The following is a 19,034-nucleotide window of genomic DNA, read 5'->3' as shown; positions in this document are numbered from 1 at the left end:
AAGCCGCATGCCGCCTCCCGCCAGTGAAGATTGGGGGTAATGCGATAGGACTGACAATTCCACGTCGGCTGTGTGCCGATTGGTCAAATCTGCTTGCGCGGTTTTCGATTACGGGGAACATTAGCGCCCTCTTGCGGCGAGGCGCGCGGGGGCGCGGCAACGACCGCAGCAATGACAAGGACGGGGACGTTTCATGACAATGATCGGACGGATGGCGATGCTGCTCGCAGGCGCCAGTCTCCTGGCCTGCGCCGCCACGGCACAGGCGGGCACGGTGCGCGTGACCATCGCCGAATATTCGAAGGCGACCGGCCCCTATTTCAAGGAAGCCGCGGAGGCGTTCCAGAAAGCCAATCCCGACACCAAGGTCGAGATCGAAGTGGTGCCGTGGGACAATCTTCAGCAGAAGCTGACCACCGACATTTCGGCCGGCACCAATGCCGATCTTTCGATCATCGGCACGCGCTGGCTGCTCGATTATGTCTCGCAGGGTGTGGTCGCTCCGCTCGACAGCTACATCACGCCCGAGTTCAAGGGCAGCTTCATCCCGACCTTCCTGTCGCCTTCGGTGATGGACGGCAAGACCTACGGTCTGCCGATCGCGGCTTCCGCCCGCGGCATGTATTACAACAAGGACGTCTTCGCCAAAGCCGGCGTGACCGAGTTCCCCAAGACCTGGACCGATTTCCAGGCCGCCGCCGCCAAGATCAAGGCGTCTTCGCCTGACGTGGCTCCCTTCGGCCTGCAGGGCAAGGAAATCGAGACGGACGTCTATTTCTACTACGGGCTGTGGGCCAATGGCGGGACGATCGTCAAGGACGGCAAGTCCGGCCTCGACAGCCAAGCGGCTATTGATGCCGCCAAGCTCTATAAGGGCTTCATCGACGGCGGCCTCACCGAGCCGGGTGTGACCTCCTATGCCCGTGAGGACGTGCAGAACCTGTTCAAGCAGGGCAAGGTCGCCACTGTGATCACCGCGCCCTTCCTCTCCGGCCAGATCAAGAAGGAAGCGCCCAATTTGAAATATGGCGTGGCGCCGATCCCGGTCGGGCCTGAAGGCAAGCCCTTTACCTATGGCGTGACCGATTCGATCGTGCTGTTCGAGAACTCCAAGGTAAAGGACGAGGCCTTCAAATTCCTCGTCTTCCTGTTCTCCACCGAGCAGCGCACCGCCTTCGACAAGAACGAAGGCTTCCTGCCGGTGAACGCCAAGGAAGCCCAGGATCCCCATTTCGCCGACGATCCGGACCTGAAGGTGTTCGCCTCCCTCCTGCCCAACGCCATCTTCGCGCCGGTGATCCCAGGCTGGGAGGACATTGCCCAGACGACCTCCAACGCGATCCAGACCATCTATCTGGGCAAGGGCGAGATCGAGCCGACGCTCAAGGAAGCTGCCGCCAAGGTCAACGGCATCCTCGCCAAGAAGTAACAGGATGACGGGTGGAGGCGGCAGCGAATGATCGCTGCTCCATGGGTAAGCGATACGCTGCCCCTCACCCTTACCCCAGTCCACTCCTTTTTGGAGTGGACTGGGGTAAGGGTGAGGGGCAGCACAGTTCGTGCTGTAAAAGACCAATCAGCCATTCCCTTCGCGCCGAGGAGACACACACTGCATGGGGCGTGCGACACCCTATCTTCTGATCCTGCCGAGCTTCCTGATGGCGGCCTTCATCATCTTCTGGCCGCTCTACCAGATCGGCCAGATTTCGCTGCATGACGTCAACCGTTTCGGCATGCTCAGGGAGTTTTCGGGCCTCGCCAATTTCCAGGCCCTGTTCGCCGATCCCGATTTTCTCGCGGCGCTGTGGCGCACGCTGGTCTGGACTGTGGGCGTGGTGGCTGGCACGCTGATCGTCTCTGTGCCGATCGCCCTCATCCTCAACGACGATTTCTACGGGCGGAGCCTGGCCCGCGTCATCATCATGCTGCCCTGGGCAGTGTCGCTCGCCATGACGGCGGTGGTCTGGCGCTGGGCGCTCAACGGCGAGAGCGGCATGCTCAATTCCGGGCTGCGGGGCCTGGGGCTGATCGACGGCAATATCGAATGGCTGGCGGACGCCTCCACCGCCTTCCCGATGCAGATCCTGATCGGCATCCTGGTCTCGATTCCCTTCACGGTGACGATCTTCCTCGGCGGCCTCTCCTCGGTGCCCGACGATCTCTACGATGCCGGCGCGGTGGAGGGCGCGAGCCGCTGGCAGCAATTCACCCACATCACGCTGCCCCTGCTGAAGCCCTTCATCAACATCGCCTTGGTGATGAACACCATCAACGTGTTCAATTCCTTCCCGATCATCTGGGTGACCACGCAGGGCGGCCCGGCCAATTCCACCGACATCCTGGTGACCTATCTCTATAAGCTCGCCTTCCGCCTGGGTAAGTTCGGCGAGGCGGCAGCGGTGTCGATCATCATGTTCGGGCTGCTGCTCGTCTTCGCCATCATCTATGTGCGGCTGGCCATGCGCGAGGAGGAACAGGCATGAGCAAGCTCAAACGCTCCATCCTCTACTGGGTCTTGCTGGCGCCTTTGGTCGTCCTCACGCTCTTTCCCTTCGCCGTGATGCTGGTGACTGCGCTCAAGCCGACGGAGGAGATGTTGTCCTCCTCCTGGTGGCCGAGCCGGCCGGTCTGGAGCAATTTCATCACCATGTATACCGAGACCGCCTTCGGGCCGGCGCTCGTCAATTCGCTGATCGTGTCGCTGGTCACCACCGTGCTGACGGTGCTCGTCGCCATTCCCGCCGCCTATGCGCTCAGCCGCTACCGCTTCGCCGCGCGCGGGGCCTTCCGGCAGTTCCTGCTGATCTCGCAGATGCTGTCACCTATCGTGCTGGTCTTCGGCCTGTTCCGTCTCCTGGTGGAACTCGGCAACCGCCTCGGTTTTCAGCTGATCGACAGCCTGAGCGGCGTGACCTTCATCTACATTGCCTTCAACCTCGCCTTCGCGGTGTGGATGCTGCAGAGCTATTTCTCCACCATCCCCAAGGATCTGGAGGAGGCGGCCTGGATCGAGGGCGCCGGTCCCTTCGCCACGCTGGTCAAGGTATTCCTGCCGCTGGCGCTGCCGGCGATGGCGGTGACGGCGATCTTCACCTTCATCAATGCCTGGAACGAATATGTCATCGCCCTCACCATGCTGCGCAAGCAGGAGGCCTATACACTGCCCTTGCAGGTGGTGAACCTGGTGGCCGGGCGCTACACGGTGGAATGGAACTATGTGATGGCGGCCGCCCTGGCGGCGACCATCCCGATCGCGATCCTGTTCACCTGGCTGCAGCGCTATCTGATGCGCGGCCTGGCGCTAGGTGCGGTGAAGTAAGACAGCGATCCGCGTGTGTTGCTGCCTCGTAGCGGTGGGGCGAGATGATAAGAGTGACAAATGAGCGCGACGCTTGCGCCTCCTCTCCCCGTATTTACGGGGAGAGGATAGAGGTGAGGGGCGGCTCAGCGTTTGTTTTGGCAGACATCCATGCTGCCCCTCACCCTTACCCTCTCCCCGCAGGTGGGGCGAGGGGGCGGCAAGTGCCGTGTCTTTGATCGCTCTGAAGGAATTCCCATGACCAAGCAGCATTTCGGCACCTCCCATGTCCCCCTGTCCCCGGCCGTTCGGGCGGGTGACAGCATTCACATTTCCGGCCAGGTGCCGACCCTGCCGGACGGTTCGGTGGTGCCGGGTGGCATCGAGGCGCAGACCCGCCAGGTGATGGAGAATCTCGGCAAGGCACTGGCCCTGGCCGGGGCCGGGCTGGAGGACGTGGTCAAGACCACCGTGATCCTGGCCGATGCCCGCGATTTCGGTGCTTTCAACAAGGTCTATGGCAGCTATTTCCCCGCCAACCCGCCGGCACGCACCACGCTGGAAGCCCGGTTGATGATCGACATCAAGATCGAGATCGAGGCGATCGCCTACAAGCCGCTGTGAAAGGCCAGGGGTGAGGGAGTGTCTCTCGACTCACCCCAAAATCCCGCTTCTCGGACTGGACAAGACTGGCTCTTTGTCTTATCGCTTAAGTGAACAAACAGGGAACACGTCCATGAAGCTCGGTTATGTCGTCCATTATGTCCGTGACGTCGTCGAGACCTCGGCCTTCTACAAGCAGGCCTTCGGGCTGGAGACACGCTTCATCGCCGAGGGGCAGTTCGCCGAACTCGTCACCGGCGAGACCTCGCTGTGCTTTGCCGATGAACGCTTCGTCACCGACATGACCGGCCCCTTCCAGCCCAACCGGCCGGATGCGCCGCCGGCGGGCATCGAGATCGCGCTGGTGGTCGACGATGTCGAACTCGCCTGCAAGAAGGCCCTGTTCGCAGGAGCGCAGGCGGTGTCGCCGCCGGCGCAGAAGCCCTGGGGCCAGATCGTCGCCTATGTGCGCGACAACAATGGTTGCCTGGTCGAGATTTGCACCAAGGTGGCGGTCTGAGCCGGTGCCGCGGTTCAGCCGTTGACGATGATGACCGTCATGATCACCGCGGCCACGCTGATGCAGAACACCACGCCGAGCACGAGTTGCACCAGGGCGTTGGCCGACACATAGGTGCCGGCGACGCCGCCCAGCACGCGGATGGCCGTCTGCTTGCCCTCGCCGACGGCGGCTATCGGATGCCCGCAGGATGGGCAGGCGAGCGCCTGTTCCGAGACGCGCTGGGTACAGGCAGGGCAGGGAATCAATGCCATGGTGTCGCCTTTCGCTTGATCGTGATGGTTGCTTGGTCGCCGGGACGCAAGCGCCCGTTATTCGGGCGGCTTGCCGATCTCGAACTCGACCCGGCGGTTGCGCTGGCGGCCCTCGGCATCGTCGGCGCCGCCGGCCTTTTGGTTGGGCGCGATGGGGCGAGTCTCGCCATAGCCCTTGATGGCCAGGCGCGCGGGACCGATCTTGCCGCGGGCGAGATAGGCTTTGACCGAGGCGGCCCGGCGTTCGGACAAAGCGAGATTGTAGTCGTCCTCGCCCTTGGCGTCGGTATGGCCACCGATCTCTACAGGCGCCTTGGGGAAGGCCTTGAGCACCTCGATGAGCCGTGCCAGCACGGGCTTGGCATCGGCGCGGATGGCGGTCTTGTCGAAGTCGAACAGCACGTCGCCGGGCAGGCTGATCAGGATCTTGCCCTCGCTCTCGCGGGCACCGAACTGCTCGAGCAACGCCTGCGTGCGGCTGCGCAGCTTGGCCGGCACCTCCCTGAGGCGCAGGCTGGTCGCCCTGCCGGCCGGGCCGAGCCGGCTTGCCGGAGCCTGCGGCGTAAAGCGCGTGGATGGCAAGGCATAGGGGTCCCAGCGGCTCGCGCCGATATCGCTGGGGCGAAACGCGGTCGGCTGCCCGCCGATCGGCTCGCGGCGATGCTCGATAATGAGGGCCGAGGCCGGCAGCGCCGGAAGAGCCAGGCCCAGCAGCGCCGCGGCGGCGCCGAGGCGCCTCATTGCGCCTTGACCGGGATCTTGAGCGTCAGGCCGGGGGCGTTGAGGTCATCGCCCGCATTGCCGTCGTTGAAGACCAGCCGGACCTCGCCGGCATCGGCCGGAATGCGGCCGGGAAACACCAGTTCGCCATCCATACTCTGGCCGTTCTGGATCATCAGATAGGGATTGTCCTCGGGCTGACGCAGGCTGAGCTTCTGGTCGTTGCCGATGTCGAGGAAGGCGTTGACGTCGTTGAGATTGACGCGATTGGTCTGCCGGCTGTCGAAGGAGGCGACGAGGCTGACCACCGTGGCGTCATCGCCCAGCGTGATCTTCTTGACGATCACCGTGACGCCGGCCGGAACGCTGGTCTGCACGCTGCCCTGATGCACCACCCGGGCTGCCTCCTCGGCTACCGATGGGGCAGCCATCGCCAACGCCAAGCCGGCGGCCGCGACCACGCGCGCAAAAAATGGCTTCATTCCAAACTTTTCCGGCACCCCAAGTCTCCTCAGTACCCCAATGAAATCCAAAAGATTGCTGCAAGCTTATGGATTTCAGAGCGAAACTATCACCGGGCCTGTCGGCAGTTCAACTGTGGGATCATCTACAGCTATAGGCTGTGGACAGAAGGGTTGAGGCTGCGACCGGGCCAGGGCATTACGACAGCCTGGATGCGTCATTGCGAGGCCGGGCAGCTATACCTGTGGGAACAGGCAGGAGACGTCGGCGGCGCGAGCTGGTCAGCCGCCGCTTTGCCTATTGCCACCACGCATAAAGAGCAAACAGCCTTCCCACCGTGCGGAGAAGGCCGTTTGCGCCCCGTTCGGTGGGCCTTAATGCCGGAAGTGGCGCGTGCCGGTGAACACCATGGCAAGGCCGGCCGCGTCGGCGGCGGCGATCACCTCGGCGTCGCGCTGCGAGCCGCCCGGCTGGATCACGGCGGTGGCACCGGCCGCCACCGCGGCCTCCAGGCCGTCCGCGAAGGGGAAGAAGGCGTCCGACGCCACCACCGAACCCTTGGTCAGGGTTTCCGGTAGGCCCGCCAACTTGGCGGCGTCGACTGCCTTGGCGGCGGCGATGCGGGCCGAATCGACGCGGCTCATCTGGCCGGCGCCGATGCCGACGCTGGCGCCGTCCTTCACATAGACGATGGCGTTGGACTTCACATGCTTGGCGATGCGGAAGGCGAAGGTAAGGTCGGCCATTTCCTCGGGCGTGGGTGCGCGCTTGGTCACCACCTTCAGCGTCATGTCGTCGACCACGGCATTGTCGCGCGACTGCACGAGCAGGCCGCCCGCCAGCGTCTTGGCGGTAAGGCCCTCCGCGCGCGGATCGGGCAGGGCACCGGTGACGAGCAGGCGCAGGTTCCGCTTGGCCGAAATGATGGCGATGGCGTCCTCGCTGGCGTCGGGGGCGACAATCACTTCGGTGAAGATCTCGACGATCTTGCGGGCCGTGTCGGCATCGAGCGTGCGGTTCACCGCGATGATGCCGCCGAAGGCCGAGACGGGGTCGCAGGCAAAGGCCTTCTCATAGGCTTCGAGCAGCGTCGGCGCCTCGGCGACACCGCAGGGATTGGCGTGCTTGACGATCACCACCGCCGCCGATTTGGCCGGGTCGAACTCGGCCACGCATTCGAAGGCGGCGTCGGTGTCGTTGAGGTTGTTGTAGGACAACGCCTTGCCCTGGAGCTGGCGGGCGGTCGCAACGCCCGGGCGCTTTTCGGGGGTGAGGTAGAAGGCCGCGCTCTGATGCGGGTTCTCGCCATAGCGCAACGCCTCGGCCAGCGTGCCGCCGAAGGCGCGGAAGGTGGGGGTGTCCTCCTCCAGGGTGGCCGCAAACCAGTTGGAGATGGCGGCGTCATAGGCGCCGGTGCGGGCATAGGCCTTGGCGGCCATGCGGCGGCGGAAGGTAAGGCTGGTCGCCCCTTCGTTCTCGGCAAGCTCGGCCAGCACGTCGTCGTAGTCGGCGACGTCGACGATGACGGTGACGTCGTCATGGTTCTTGGCGGCGGCGCGGATCATGGCGGGACCGCCGATGTCGATGTTCTCGATCAGGTCCTCGAAGCTGCCGCCGCGGGCCAGCGTCGCCTCGAAAGGGTAGAGATTGACGACGAGGAGGTCGATCGGGCCGATGCCGTGCGCGGCCATGGCGGCGCGGTGCTCCTGGTTGCCGCGGATGGCGAGCAGGCCGCCATGCACCTTGGGATGCAGCGTCTTGACGCGGCCGTCCATCATCTCGGGAAAGCCGGTGAGGTCGGAGACGTCCTTGACGGCGAGGCCGGCCTCCTCCAGCGCCTTGCGCGTGCCCCCGGTCGAGACCAGCTCGACGCCATGGGCGGCGAGGCCTTTGGCGAAGTCGATCAGGCCTGATTTGTCCGAAACGGACAGCAAAGCGCGGGCGATGGGGGCGGCAGCGGTCAAGGTTGAAATCTCCGAGGCAGGGTTTGGCCGCTTGATAGCGCAAGATGAGGGGAAGGGGGAGATTTTTGGAGCGCGGACTTCCAGTCCGCTCTTGGAAACGCTGTGCAGGCAGGAAGGAAAGAAAGGAAGAGCGGACGAGACGTCCGAGCACCCGGGACACCCCGCATTTACACGCTGCATCAATAGGGATATCGTATATCCGTAATTATCGGCGCGTACTGCCGCTGCGGAATGAACGCATGATCCTGAAAAGCCAAGTCGAATGGGCGCTGCATTGCTGTGCGATCCTCGCCGGCCTGCCGGCGGGGCGCTACCTCTCGACCAAGGCGCTGGCCGAGTTCCACGGCGTGCCGAAGGAATATCTCTCCAAGGCCCTGCAGCATTTGTCGCAGGCCGGGCTGGTCGATACCACGCTCGGTCCCTCCGGCGGCTACCGGCTGGCGCGGCCCCCGGCCGAGCTGACCTTCCTCGAGATCGTCGAGGCGGTTGAAGGGCCGGCGCGCACCTTCGTGTGCAGCAATATCCGCGCCAACAATCCCTGTCGCCCCAAGGGCTATTGCGAGAGCGGGCCCTGCGCCGTGGCGCGCATCATGTGGGAGGCGGACGAGGCCTGGCGCGAGAAGCTGCGCAGCGTCAGGCTGTCCGATCTGGTCGGCATCCTGTCGCAGGAGATTCCCGAGCAGCTGTGGAAGGATAGCTTCGAATGGGTGCTGGCGCGGGCTGGATGAGAGCCACTGCCGGCGCGAAGGCGAGGCCATCCGCGCCATAGGTCCGGTAGAGCCGGTCGAGCACTTCGTTTCGCGCCGGGGTGCGGCGCGCCGGACTGGCCACGCAGAACTGCAGCTCGGCCTCGATCGCCAGCGCATCGATCGTCTTGAGCGCCACGATCGGCGCGGGATCCCTGAGGATCTCGTCGCAGGCCCGCAGCACGGCCCTGAGCGTCTCGATGCTGTCGTGCGGGTTGTGGCTGGCCGCGATCCGTACGCTCTGGCTGATCCAGTGGGTCTCGTCGGGGCGGCTGAGATTGGTCAGGCTGAGCTTGGCCAGCAGGCTGTTGGGCAGCACCACGAGGTTATGGGCGCCGGTGACCAGGTTGGTGGCGCGCCAATTGGTCTCGACCACGCGCCCCTCGGTGCCGTCGCTCAGCACGATCCAGTCGCCGATGGCATAGGAGCGCCCCACGGTCAGCGCGATGCCGGAGAAGACGTCGCCGAGCGTGTTCTGCAAAGCGAGGCCGAGAATGACGGCGACCACGCCGGAGGTCGCCACCAGCGTGCCGACCGGCGCACCGAACACGAAGCCCAAGATCGAGAGGGCGACGCCGAGATAGGCGAGGGCCACGAACAGATCCTGCAGGAGATGGGCCTCGCGGGGCCGGCGGTCGATGGCGATATAGATGTGCATCACGCCGATGACGGCCCAGGCCAGATGCGTCCACCACAGCACCCGCGCCGATTTCGCGACGAAGGCGGCAAGGCCGGTGGTCTCGTTGGCGCCGAGCTGATGCGGCCAGATGCCGTTGAACGCGACGAGGGCCGTCATCGCCGCGAAGAACAGGATCTGCACGATCAGGCGCGCCCGCGGGCGCCGGCGCCCCTGGAGATGCCAGACGATGATGCCGGCAAGTCCGAGCAGGTCGATCAGCACGAGGGGCAGGAAGGCGGGATCATCGACCATGGCTGGGGGCTCGGTGGGGGGGAAATGCGGGTATCTCGGCCGTGTCGAGAACGGCTCGAAAAGCCCTCGACCAGGACAGGTAAAGCGCGGGAATCCCTCCCCGGTTTCGGGGAGGTCGCGCGCACAGTTTGTGCGCGCCGGGCCGGTAAAGCCGGCTCGGGTGGGGGAGGGTGCGCGTTCTCACCATTTTCCGGCCTATTGGTGCCACTCTCCCCCTTCCGTCATTTCTGCGAAATGACACCTTCCCCGAAGTCGGGGAAGGATTTCCGGCGCCATAGACTGGCAATGCGGAGATGTGTGCATCGGCCACTGTGGGGAGGGGGCTTTTCGCGCTGCGCCAAGCCCAGCCGCAACGCCTTATTTCTGCAGCGGGAAGGTCAGTTCCTTCTGGGCGGTGTCGACCACGAACACCGCCAGCAGCTTGGCGGGCCGGGTCTTGCTGGCGTTGGCGCTGACGCCGTGGCGGTCGCCCGGCATTTCGGAGAAGTTCTGGCCGGCGCGGTAGACCTTCACCGGCCCGTCATTGACCTGGCTCTTGATCGCCCCTTCCAGCACGGTGGCGTAGATGAAGGCCGAGGCGGGATGGGTGTGGCCCTCGGAAAAGCCGCCGGGGCCGTATTCGACCAGCACGCCCTTCAGGCTCTTGCCGGGGACATTGGGCAGCTCATGCTCATAGACGAGCGAGACCTTGGCGGCCTTGCCGTCGGCGGCGGCCGGGGCGGTGAGCAAGGCGGAGATTGCGAAGGCGGCGAGAAGCGGGCGGATCATGGCTGGGGTTCCTGGTTGGGGGGATGATCTGGCGCGGGAAGCCTTCCCCACTGCGTGGAGAAGGCTACCTGCGTTCTTCGCGGCGAGGTGCCGCTGCTCACTTCCTCGGATTCTTGGCGAACCACTCCTCGAAGCCGATGCGGCCGAGGCGGGGATTGTCGTCGCTGACCAGCGAGCCGTCCTCGAGGCGGGCGCCGAAATAGCGGGCCTCGCGGTCTACAACCACCGTGCGGGGATCGCCGCTGGCCTTGAGATAACGGGCGACGAGGTCGCTGAGGCGCGAGCGCTCCGGGCCGGCGATCTCCACCGTGCCGTTGACCGGCGCGGCCAGCGCCACCTCGGCCATGGCGTCGGCGACATCATCGGAGGCGATCGGCTGCACGAAGGCGGGCGACAGATGCACGCTGCCATCCACCGCGCCGGACTGGGCGATGCTGCCGAGGAACTCCATGAACTGGGTGGAGTGCACGATGGTGAAGGGGATGCCGGCGGCCTTGATCAGCTTTTCCTGGGCGAGCTTGGCCCGGAAATAGCCGCTGTCCTGCAGGCGCTCGGTGCCGACGACCGAGAGGGCGATGTGATGCCCGACGCCGGCCGCCTTCTCTGCCGCGATCAGGTTGCGGCCGGAGGTCTCGAAGAACGCCAGCACGGCCTTGTCCTCGAAGGAGGGCGAATTGGCGAGGTCGATCACCACTTGCGCGCCTTTGAGCGCCTCGGCGAGGCCCTCGCCGGTGATGGTGTTGACGCCGGTGTTGGGCGAGGCGGCGATCACCTCATGGCCCTTGGCGACGAGGCGGGTGACGGTCTTGGAGCCGATCAGGCCGGTGCCGCCGATGATGACGATTTTCATGGGGATCTCCTTTGTGATGGTTCCGGGAGCGCGGACGTCTCGCCTAGACGCACGCGAGACGAAGGGGCGGGCGAGATGACCGGATACCGATAGGGCTCGACGTCTGTGCCCCCTCTCCCCGTAAGAACGGGGCGAAGGAGTGGCTGGCGTTGCACCTTTCACCGCATCTTGGCGCGTATGATGGGGTGTCCGCACTCGGAGGCGCTGCGCTACCGGGGCAAAGCGCTCAGTAATCCCAGAACACCGGCACCCAGCGGAAGGCCTCGCCGTCGACGGCCACGCGCCCGACCGAGGGGAAGGGCAAGTGGGTGGCGACCAGCAGCTCGTTGCTCCCCGCCAGCTCCCGCAGCAGCCGGACGCGCACGCGGGCCGCTTCCTCGGGATCGTGCTCGAAGCCGTTGAACCAGTCGGGATGCTCGAAGCCGACCGCGAACATGGCGTCGCCGGCGAACATCAGCTTGTCGCCGCCGGAGGCGAGGCGAACCACGCTGTGCCCCGGCGTATGGCCGCCGGTGCGGGAGACGACCACGCCGGGCGCCACCTCGTGCTCCTCCTCGAACAGCCGCAACTGGCTGGCATATTCCTTGGCGAAGCGCGTGGCGGTCGCCCGCAGCGCGTCCGGGAAGCCCTCCGGCATGGCGACATGGGAGAAATCGGGCGCCTCCCAGAACTTGGCCTCGGCCGCTGCCACATGGATCTTCAGGTCCGGCCGCAGCCGCTCCTTCACGCCATCGACCAGCAGGCCGCCGACATGGTCCATATGCATATGGGTGAGCACCACGTCGGTCACGGCGCCGAGATCGATGCCGGCGGCTTCCAGGCGCTTGATCAGCTGGCCGGCCCGCGGCAGGTTGAGGTCGGGGTCGAGCCCCAGCCCGGCATCGATGAGGATGGTCTGCGCGCCGCTGCGCACCACCACCACGTTCAGCGCCCAGTCGAAGGCGTCCTGCGGCAGGAACATGTCGTCGAGCCAGGCCGCGCGCTGGGCCGGGTCGGCATTGTGGCCCAGCATCTGGGTCGGCAGCGGCAGCACGCCGTCGCTGACGATCAGCACGTCGATCTCGCCGATCTGCACCGCATAGCGCGAGGGCACGAGGTCGTCGGGTTTGGCCCTGGCGGGCGTCAAGGTGTCGTTCAGGCTCATGCTGGCCTCCTGTTGAGTGTGGCTCTGGCGCCGGTGGATGTTTTCTGGAGCGCGGACTTCCAGTCCGCATTTTCCTTTCTCGTGAGCGCAACGCTTCCAAGAGCGGACATTGCGACATGCAGGCATGTCGCTGAGAAGTCCGCGCTCCGTCCTCAGCTCAGCCCGGCCTTATCCAGCCCGTAGAGCTTGTCGGCCGAGCCCGGCACCGCCTTGAAGGCGATGGAGGCGCGGTTCCAGGTGTTGATGATGGCGATCGCGAAGGTGAGGTCGGAAACCTCCTTCTCCGAAAGCTGGCCGCGCACGCGCTCATAGAGTTCGTCGGGAATGCCGCCCTCCGGCAGCTTCGTCACCGCCTCGGTCCAGGCCAAAGCGGCGCGCTCGCGCGGCACGAACAGGTTGGATTCGCGCCAGATCGCGACATGGTAGAGCCTCAGCTCGCTTTCGCCGTGGATCTTGGCCTCCTTCACATGCATGTCGAGGCAGAAGGCGCAGCCATTGAGCTGCGAGGCGCGGATGTTGACGAGATCGCGGAGCTTCTCCTCGATCACGCTGCCCTTCAGGGCCATGCTGAGATCGGAGAGCTTCTTGAAGAGGTCCGGGGATTGCTGGGCGTAATTCAGGCGCTGGCTCATGTCCGTTTCCCTTATTAAGGATATATAATATCCTTATGGATATAAAATATCCGTAATAGCTGGACAGTAAAGCCTTACCTGCCTAAACTCCGGGCATAAGGCCTATGCGCAAAAGTATGGGGGTGGGGAATGGACATCGTTGGCGCCTTGCGGACCTTCCTGCGCGTGGCGCAGACCGGCTCCTTCACCGCGGCGGCTGCCGATCTCGACCTCACCCAGCCGGCGGTGTCGCGCCAGGTCTCGGCGCTGGAGGCGCGGCTCGGGGTGCGCCTGCTCCACCGCACCACGGTGGCCCTGGCGCTGACGGCCGAGGGCGAGCGACTGATCCCGATGGCCCTGCGCGTGATCGAGGCGGTGGAGGCGCTGGGCGAGAGCGCCGGCACCGGCGAGGCTGTCGTCGCCGGCAAGGTGCGGCTTTCTCTGCCCGCCCCGCTCGGCCTTGCCCTCGCCGAGCGCCTGCCGGAACTGCTTGCCCGCCATCCCGGCCTCAGCGTCGATCTCCTCTTGCGCGAGGCGCCCTCCGATCTCGTCGGCGAGGGCATCGATCTCGAAGTGCGGCTCGGCGCCGTCGAGGATTCCAGCCTGACGGGCCGGCGCATCGGCTGGACCACGGCCTTCCTGGTGGCCGCGCCCTGCTATCTCGCCAGGCGCGCCGCCCCGGCGCGGCCGGAGGAGGTGCCGCTCCATGACTGCATCTGCTACGCCCGCGCCGGCGACGGGCGCCAATGGTCCTTCTCCGACGGCGCCGACGAGACGCGCCTTCGCATCGCCCCGCGGCTGACGGCCGACAGCGCCGTCGCCATCCATCGCGCCACCCTGGCGGGCGGGGGCCTTGCCATCCTCTCCCACATCCTCGCCGGCCCCGACATCGCGGCCGGCCGCCTCGTCAGCCTGATGCCGGACTTCCCGCCGGCCAGGTTGCCGATCACGCTTGTCTATCCCTCGCGGCGGAACCTGCCGCAACGGGTGAAGGCGGTGATGGAGTTCGTGGTGGAGGCGGTGCGGGGTGATGCGATGATGGGGTGAGGGGGAGGTCGACGACGGCAACAGATGCTCGCAACATCCGATTTTAGTTAGGCCAGTCACCTTGGGTTGAGCGATCAAGATAAGAGCTGAATCGGACCGGATTCTTCTGCGTTCAGGATGTGAAAATCGCCTGTCAGGAGAGGACACATTCGTAGATATATGGGATAGAGCATTGCCTTCATCAGCAGTCTTGCTTCGTGTTCGCCTATTACCCAATGTAAGAGACGCGAGGGAGCTTTGCCGATGACACGTGATGAACGCCTAGAGGGGCTGCTAGCTCGCGGGTATTTCGCTAAGGAACTGCCACCACCCTTCACCAGTGCGGTCTTTGCCGGTAATATCACCAATGTAGTTTCTCATTGGGCGGCACATGAGGCGGGCCTCTCTGCACAACAGCGTCGCCTCTACCCACGTGTCAGTAGCTATGCGCGCTTCGACATGGCCCGAAAAGGTCATTCCCGGCGCATGCTTGGCGTGCCAAATCCAGTCAATCAATATTATTTGGCGAGCGCGATTGTTGACCACCAAGATGAATTCGAGGCGATCTCGGCTCGTTCACCAATCAGTCTCACATCCGTCGAGATTAGCAGTACCGGCAACCGAGCGGTTAACATGCCCAAACTGTCGCTGCTGAGTGAGAAGCGCATTGGAGCTTATGCGACCGCGCGCGCCATACTACAGACCGATGTGCTCAGCTTCTATCATTCCATATATACCCACTCGATCCCCTGGGCCCTGCACGGCAAGCGAGTCGCCAAACGTAACCGCAGCACAACTGACGCTTCTGTTTATGGCAACCAGATCGATGCACTGCTTCGGTCCTGCCAGGACGGGCAGACAATCGGTATCCCAGTGGGTCCCGACAGCTCGCGCATTATCTCTGAACTCATCTTGTGCGCCATCGAGCGGCAGATAGGAGTGGACCATTTCAAGCGTCTTACCGGCGGCTACCGCTATATGGATGATTTCTTCCTCTGTTTTGGCTCGCATATCGACGCGGAAGCATTCCTTGCCGCGCTTCGTGATGCTGTGCTGAGCTTTGATCTTCAGCTCAACGCCTCGAAAACTCACATTATAGATGCACTAGGCTTCAATGAAGAAGGTTGGCCAGGTGACATTGCGCAGCTGAAATTAAGTCATTCAAGCGACAGTCAGCGACGGGACCTCATCCGTTTCTTTACCGAGATCGTTCGTCTGTCCAAAACCTTGCCTGACGAAAGCATCGCCTCTTTTGCCGTCCGCAAGACGTCCCATAGTCTGATCCAGCGCGCCAACTGGGATATCTATGAGTCCTTTCTTCTGCGGGTTGCTCGAGAAAATTCCAATTGCTTAGATTCGGTTGTCAAAATCCTTTGCACCTATGCGGCTGCTGGCTATCCGCTCGGCGAGCGTATTAAGGTTTTTGCCGAAGGCATGATTGAGGAACACGCTCCCTACAATCACCATTATGAAGTTGTTTGGACGCTGTGGCTCTGCCGCTCACTTTCGATTCGCTTGGGGGAACGCGCGACTCAACTGGTCGCAAAGGTTGAAAACAGTCTTTGCGCCTGTCTTGTCCTAATGTTGCGAAGTCGCCGATTGCTGACTGGCCGCGGTGCGGTCTCAGACTGGACTGGCACGGTTACAGCGGACGATCTCCTTGGAGAGCATTGGATGCTGGTTTATGAAAGCGGTATTCGCAAGAGTTGGGGACTACCAGGTGCTGAAGCGGCGGTTGACGCCGATCCACATTTTCGAGTGTTGCGCGACCAACGCATTTCGTTTTTCGATACGACAGCAACTAACATTGCTCTTGAGCTTCCGACAATCAATCATCTGCTCGAAGCAAGCTTGGATGGGCGTCGCTCAGCGCTGCTTCATGGCGCAATCCATGTTGAGTCCCGCACGCCGCGCCGCCAGCGTCGATATGAGAAGCTGGGAGAAGATTATGGCAGTGATGATTCAGGCTTGTCCATTCTTTTAGGTGGGTGGGATGATGAATTCCCCGACATATCTGATGATGTGTTGTGAAAAGCGCGCTCTCAAGCGACGATAACCGAAGAAGGTCATCTGTTAATTTTTGGCATTGCGATTGCGATGGCAGTGCATTTAATTGACGATGCTGAATTAGATTGAAATTAGAAGCGCTGTCGATGTATTTTTGAACTACTGTGTGGATTATCATCGTCAAGTCGACTGTGTCTGAATTACGGTGACAGCGGACTGATTAAATACGTGCACTGTCACCGCAATTCCGTAATTCCCGTGGCTCACACCGCCCAGAAGGGCCACTCCAACCGCCGGAGCGAACTCAGAGTCGGATAAAACTTGGAGGCAACGTCAGAGGCGGTAAGAGGGGATGCGAAGGGACGAAGGATGCCTGATGAGGATTTCGCTGGCAAATGTCTTGTTTCGACCCTTTACAGTCTTCCTGGCGCTTCGCGACAGTTAGAGCATCTCTGTCTGTAGGACCGGAATTGGCTCCAAAAAACGCTTCAATTCCTCATGCTGTTCAACGAGGAACGGTGCGCCCTTGACGCGTTCATGTAGACTCAAGAGGCGTTTTTCCGCCCGCGCAAGGATCATACTGTATAGCATGGGGACAATCTTGACGTTCTCCCCGTGCTTCGTCGGCTCGGTTTCTCCTGGCGCTATACGATCTCCCAGAACAAAGCCGGTAACCTGAGCGTGAACGTTCAAAGCGCCCCGAGCCCGCAGTTCCTTTACATATCGCCAGATCTGGTCCTTTTCGGCACTTCCTAGAGGTAGACCGGTGGTTTTCAGATCAACTATAACCACATGGTCGATGCCGGCTTGTTCAAATTCTTCGTCAAAGGAAGGGCGCCCATAAAAGGCAACGTTACCGTCAGGCAGTGCTACAAAATCCGGGCGACTGCGACTGCCCTTACCTTCCGGATCTTTGAATATTGTTTGGATGACCTTCGTCATTCCGACATTTGACGTGTACTCAATGCTCTCGAATTGTGGGCCAAACATCCAGAGACCACGCTCGAAAAGGGGCTGAAGTTCGTGCACCTCGTCGATTCCGACTTTCTTAGTCTTCATTCGAAGCTCATTGATCAGTTTTAAGCGGGTTTGGATTTCGTCAAGCACGACCTTTGCCATGCCTATCGTCCACTGACTGAGTATCTCGTGAAGTTTGTCGTAATCCGTCGGCTCGCAGTTATGCAGCAATTCCAGTAAACCGTATTGAGTTTGAGACTGTTCAAGTTTGGTCAATATGCCTGTAAGCTGAGAGACCTCAGTCTCCCCTAAATTTGGGCATTTCTCGACGATCTCATCGATAAAATCTGAAACACGTTGCTTACTCACAGGCGAAAGTCGGTTGATCGAATTGCCGTGCTTCTCGAACACCGCGCTTTTGGTTTGCTCCCGCTCACCTTGTCCGACGGCGTGAATGATTTGCCGGATGCGGTCTTGGACCATCGCACGAGTGGCACGCCACGCGCTGTTGTCATCATTGAAACCGCTCCAATCAGCAAGGATCGCATCCTTTTCATTTAGGAAATCCGCCTTGACGATAAAGGTAAAACGCTTTGCCTCCGACGTTCGGCCATCTAGCACCCGTTCGTAATCGCTGCCGCTCCATTTGCAGTTGCCGACCGCTCGACCCTGAACCCACCACGCGATGCCATGTTGTCTCGTGCTCTTATCTGATTTCTTGGTATCAATTTGGAGGATTTCGGCGGTGCCCAACCCTTCGACCACTACTTCGCTTTTCGAGATGAGATTGGGAATGTCGCTAAAGGTTATCGGGCGACCATTGATGCTCACCTTGAATGCCGGATTGGCAAGGAAGCGGCTGCCGATAATTTCGCGCGCTTTATCCTCTGTCAGGCGGATAGCTCGAGGAGCCCCTTGGCCGACAATTTTGGTGCCGTGGCCTTGAATACCTTTCGGTGTGAACGAGATTTCATCTAAAACAAGGGGGGCACTGTCAGTACGACGCACTCGGCATACGAATTCTTGGCCGCTTTTTCTTGAAATGATCAGGTATTCGTAGGCAAAGCAAAAGCTTGCGAATCTTCCTTTTCCATTTTTACCAAAGACTTGGCGCGGTGCCCCTTCAGTATCTGGGGGAGGGTTCACTCTGTGACCGCCATGAGCAATACGATTGTAAGCGAATGTTCTCCAGATATGCTGAAACTCATCGCGTGTCATGCCATGACCATTGTCCTCGATCTCAAAGACTTGGCCTTCCTTAAAATCCGGCCAGGTGATGTCGACCTTGGTCGAATAAGCATCCCAGGTGTTGGCTACCAATTCTATTATTGCAGTGGGCGGATCGTTGATGATCGACCCAGCGTAAGTCTCTAAAAAACGCTCATCGTAAAGAAGATTATTCTGGTTCACGATATCCCCCACGCTCGCTTTCCTAGACGTAAGGCAGAAACTATCGCACTATCAAGGGTATTCTTGACGCATTCAAAGCAGAGGGGGCTCGCACTGACCAGCGGTTCGAAAGATCGCGCAGAGCCTAGCCTTCCTAAGCGCGAGGTCTCAACACTCTCAGAGGACAGTGCGCCACCCGCGTTGTGGATCGGAGGAGCGATTTCCGCTTTCCCGGCAAACGAGTCATTACGGTGACAGTGCCTTTAATTGGCGATGCCGAATTCAATTGAAATTAAACACACCATCACCGTATTCGGGAACTATCGCATGGACTACCCTCATCAAATCGACTGTGTTTGGCTGGCTACGAATTCGATGGGTCAACTCGCGGCGATGATAACCGCCGGCGAGGGACCAATCCCGAAGAGCGTCCTCGCTCATGATTTCGATATGATGGGTATCGAAGGGGCTCTCCTCGATCTACCGGTCATTGGACAGGCCCGATTGATCGAGCAGATTCCAGATCCTTCGAGCTTCCTTGCACTGAGCCTGCGCGGCTTGTTTGTCTATGATTGGACAGATCTTCACCGACTAAGCGCTGAAGCTGTGCGCGCTTATGAGCTTGTGAGTGTCCCAACCATACAAGCCAGCCTCCGAACCTTGCCGGCCGCGCTGAACGGCTTGGCCTGTGAGGTTGACGCGGTATTTGGAAGCCCCTTCGTCACTGTTGACTGATACTGTCGGCAACGATTTGAACGACCAGCCAATCGCGTCTGCCGCTCCC

19 protein-coding genes are annotated in these 19,034 nt (G+C 61.8%); 9 read left to right on the top strand and 10 right to left on the bottom strand.

Annotated elements, in window-relative coordinates; all coding sequences use genetic code 11:
• The first annotated feature begins 193 nt into the window (after positions 1 to 193).
• The 5 genes from ACZYTC_RS16840 to ACZYTC_RS16820 all read left to right on the top strand — a co-directional run bounded on the left by ACZYTC_RS16840 (position 194) and on the right by ACZYTC_RS16820 (position 4,421).
• The gene (locus ACZYTC_RS16840) at positions 194 to 1,429 is read left to right on the top strand and encodes an ABC transporter substrate-binding protein (RefSeq protein ID WP_488990139.1); all 1,236 of its coding nucleotides are present in this window, start codon (positions 194 to 196) and stop codon (positions 1,427 to 1,429) included.
• 184 nt (positions 1,430 to 1,613) lie between these two features.
• Complete coding sequence (locus tag ACZYTC_RS16835; protein ID WP_488990138.1) at positions 1,614 to 2,483, top strand: carbohydrate ABC transporter permease; 870 nt, start codon at positions 1,614 to 1,616, stop codon at positions 2,481 to 2,483.
• Entirely contained in the window at positions 2,480 to 3,319 is an 840-nt protein-coding gene (locus ACZYTC_RS16830; RefSeq protein ID WP_434959340.1) for a carbohydrate ABC transporter permease, read from the top strand. The genes ACZYTC_RS16835 and ACZYTC_RS16830 overlap by 4 nt, the downstream gene beginning before the upstream one ends.
• A gap of 237 nt (positions 3,320 to 3,556) precedes the next feature.
• The gene (locus tag ACZYTC_RS16825) at positions 3,557 to 3,922 is read left to right on the top strand and encodes a RidA family protein (protein ID WP_434959341.1); all 366 of its coding nucleotides are present in this window, start codon (positions 3,557 to 3,559) and stop codon (positions 3,920 to 3,922) included.
• A 112-nt stretch (positions 3,923 to 4,034) separates the two neighbouring features.
• Entirely contained in the window at positions 4,035 to 4,421 is a 387-nt protein-coding gene (locus ACZYTC_RS16820; RefSeq protein ID WP_434959342.1) for a VOC family protein, read from the top strand.
• A gap of 14 nt (positions 4,422 to 4,435) precedes the next feature.
• On the opposite strand, the gene ACZYTC_RS16815 is transcribed toward ACZYTC_RS16820, so the two are convergent.
• The 4 genes from ACZYTC_RS16815 to purH all read right to left on the bottom strand — a co-directional run bounded on the left by ACZYTC_RS16815 (position 4,436) and on the right by purH (position 7,821).
• Positions 4,436 to 4,675, bottom strand: a complete 240-nt coding sequence (locus ACZYTC_RS16815; RefSeq protein WP_434959343.1) for a hypothetical protein — start codon at positions 4,673 to 4,675, stop codon at positions 4,436 to 4,438.
• A 57-nt stretch (positions 4,676 to 4,732) separates the two neighbouring features.
• Positions 4,733 to 5,416, bottom strand: a complete 684-nt coding sequence (locus ACZYTC_RS16810; RefSeq protein WP_441772889.1) for an OmpA family protein — start codon at positions 5,414 to 5,416, stop codon at positions 4,733 to 4,735.
• A complete protein-coding gene (locus ACZYTC_RS16805; protein ID WP_441772888.1) occupies positions 5,413 to 5,877 on the bottom strand; it encodes a hypothetical protein in 465 nt (154 codons plus the stop codon). The genes ACZYTC_RS16810 and ACZYTC_RS16805 overlap by 4 nt, the downstream gene beginning before the upstream one ends.
• A gap of 354 nt (positions 5,878 to 6,231) precedes the next feature.
• Positions 6,232 to 7,821, bottom strand: a complete 1,590-nt coding sequence (gene purH / locus ACZYTC_RS16800; RefSeq protein ID WP_488990137.1) for a bifunctional phosphoribosylaminoimidazolecarboxamide formyltransferase/IMP cyclohydrolase — start codon at positions 7,819 to 7,821, stop codon at positions 6,232 to 6,234.
• A gap of 239 nt (positions 7,822 to 8,060) precedes the next feature.
• Here purH and ACZYTC_RS16795 point away from each other — a divergent pair, with 239 nt between their 5' ends.
• Entirely contained in the window at positions 8,061 to 8,549 is a 489-nt protein-coding gene (locus ACZYTC_RS16795) for an RrF2 family transcriptional regulator (protein WP_488990136.1), read from the top strand.
• Here ACZYTC_RS16795 and ACZYTC_RS16790 read toward each other — a convergent pair.
• The 5 genes from ACZYTC_RS16790 to ACZYTC_RS16770 form a co-directional block, all read right to left on the bottom strand.
• Positions 8,455 to 9,498, bottom strand: a complete 1,044-nt coding sequence (locus ACZYTC_RS16790; RefSeq protein ID WP_488990135.1) for a mechanosensitive ion channel family protein — start codon at positions 9,496 to 9,498, stop codon at positions 8,455 to 8,457. The genes ACZYTC_RS16795 and ACZYTC_RS16790 overlap by 95 nt on opposite strands.
• A 357-nt stretch (positions 9,499 to 9,855) precedes the next feature.
• Entirely contained in the window at positions 9,856 to 10,266 is a 411-nt protein-coding gene (locus ACZYTC_RS16785; protein WP_434959348.1) for a cupin domain-containing protein, read from the bottom strand.
• A 97-nt stretch (positions 10,267 to 10,363) separates the two neighbouring features.
• Entirely contained in the window at positions 10,364 to 11,116 is a 753-nt protein-coding gene (locus ACZYTC_RS16780; protein ID WP_488990134.1) for an SDR family oxidoreductase, read from the bottom strand.
• A 226-nt stretch (positions 11,117 to 11,342) separates the two neighbouring features.
• The gene (locus ACZYTC_RS16775) at positions 11,343 to 12,260 is read right to left on the bottom strand and encodes an MBL fold metallo-hydrolase (RefSeq protein ID WP_488990133.1); all 918 of its coding nucleotides are present in this window, start codon (positions 12,258 to 12,260) and stop codon (positions 11,343 to 11,345) included.
• 152 nt (positions 12,261 to 12,412) lie between these two features.
• The gene (locus ACZYTC_RS16770; protein ID WP_488990132.1) at positions 12,413 to 12,892 is read right to left on the bottom strand and encodes a carboxymuconolactone decarboxylase family protein; all 480 of its coding nucleotides are present in this window, start codon (positions 12,890 to 12,892) and stop codon (positions 12,413 to 12,415) included.
• 129 nt (positions 12,893 to 13,021) lie between these two features.
• Between ACZYTC_RS16770 and ACZYTC_RS16765 the strand changes: the two genes are divergently transcribed.
• The gene (locus ACZYTC_RS16765) at positions 13,022 to 13,918 is read left to right on the top strand and encodes a LysR family transcriptional regulator (protein ID WP_488990131.1); all 897 of its coding nucleotides are present in this window, start codon (positions 13,022 to 13,024) and stop codon (positions 13,916 to 13,918) included.
• A gap of 243 nt (positions 13,919 to 14,161) precedes the next feature.
• Positions 14,162 to 15,928: an RNA-directed DNA polymerase gene (locus tag ACZYTC_RS16760; protein WP_488990130.1), complete on the top strand. Its 1,767-nt coding sequence runs from the start codon at positions 14,162 to 14,164 to the stop codon at positions 15,926 to 15,928.
• 417 nt (positions 15,929 to 16,345) lie between these two features.
• Here ACZYTC_RS16760 and ACZYTC_RS16755 read toward each other — a convergent pair whose 3' ends face one another.
• Positions 16,346 to 18,283 (bottom strand): ATP-binding protein, encoded by a 1,938-nt coding sequence (locus tag ACZYTC_RS16755; RefSeq protein ID WP_488990129.1) that lies wholly within the window; start codon positions 18,281 to 18,283, stop codon positions 16,346 to 16,348.
• Between the two features lie 294 nt (positions 18,284 to 18,577).
• Here ACZYTC_RS16755 and ACZYTC_RS16750 point away from each other — a divergent pair, with 294 nt between their 5' ends.
• Positions 18,578 to 18,985, top strand: coding sequence for a hypothetical protein (locus ACZYTC_RS16750; protein ID WP_488990128.1), 408 nt, complete (start codon positions 18,578 to 18,580; stop codon positions 18,983 to 18,985).
• Positions 18,986 to 19,034: the final 49 nt, after the last annotated feature.

The sequence above is a fragment of the Labrys sp. F242 genome (assembly GCF_057813875.1).
The sequence above is the reverse complement of the archived record's forward strand: the minus strand, read 5'-3'. Positions and strand labels throughout refer to the sequence as shown.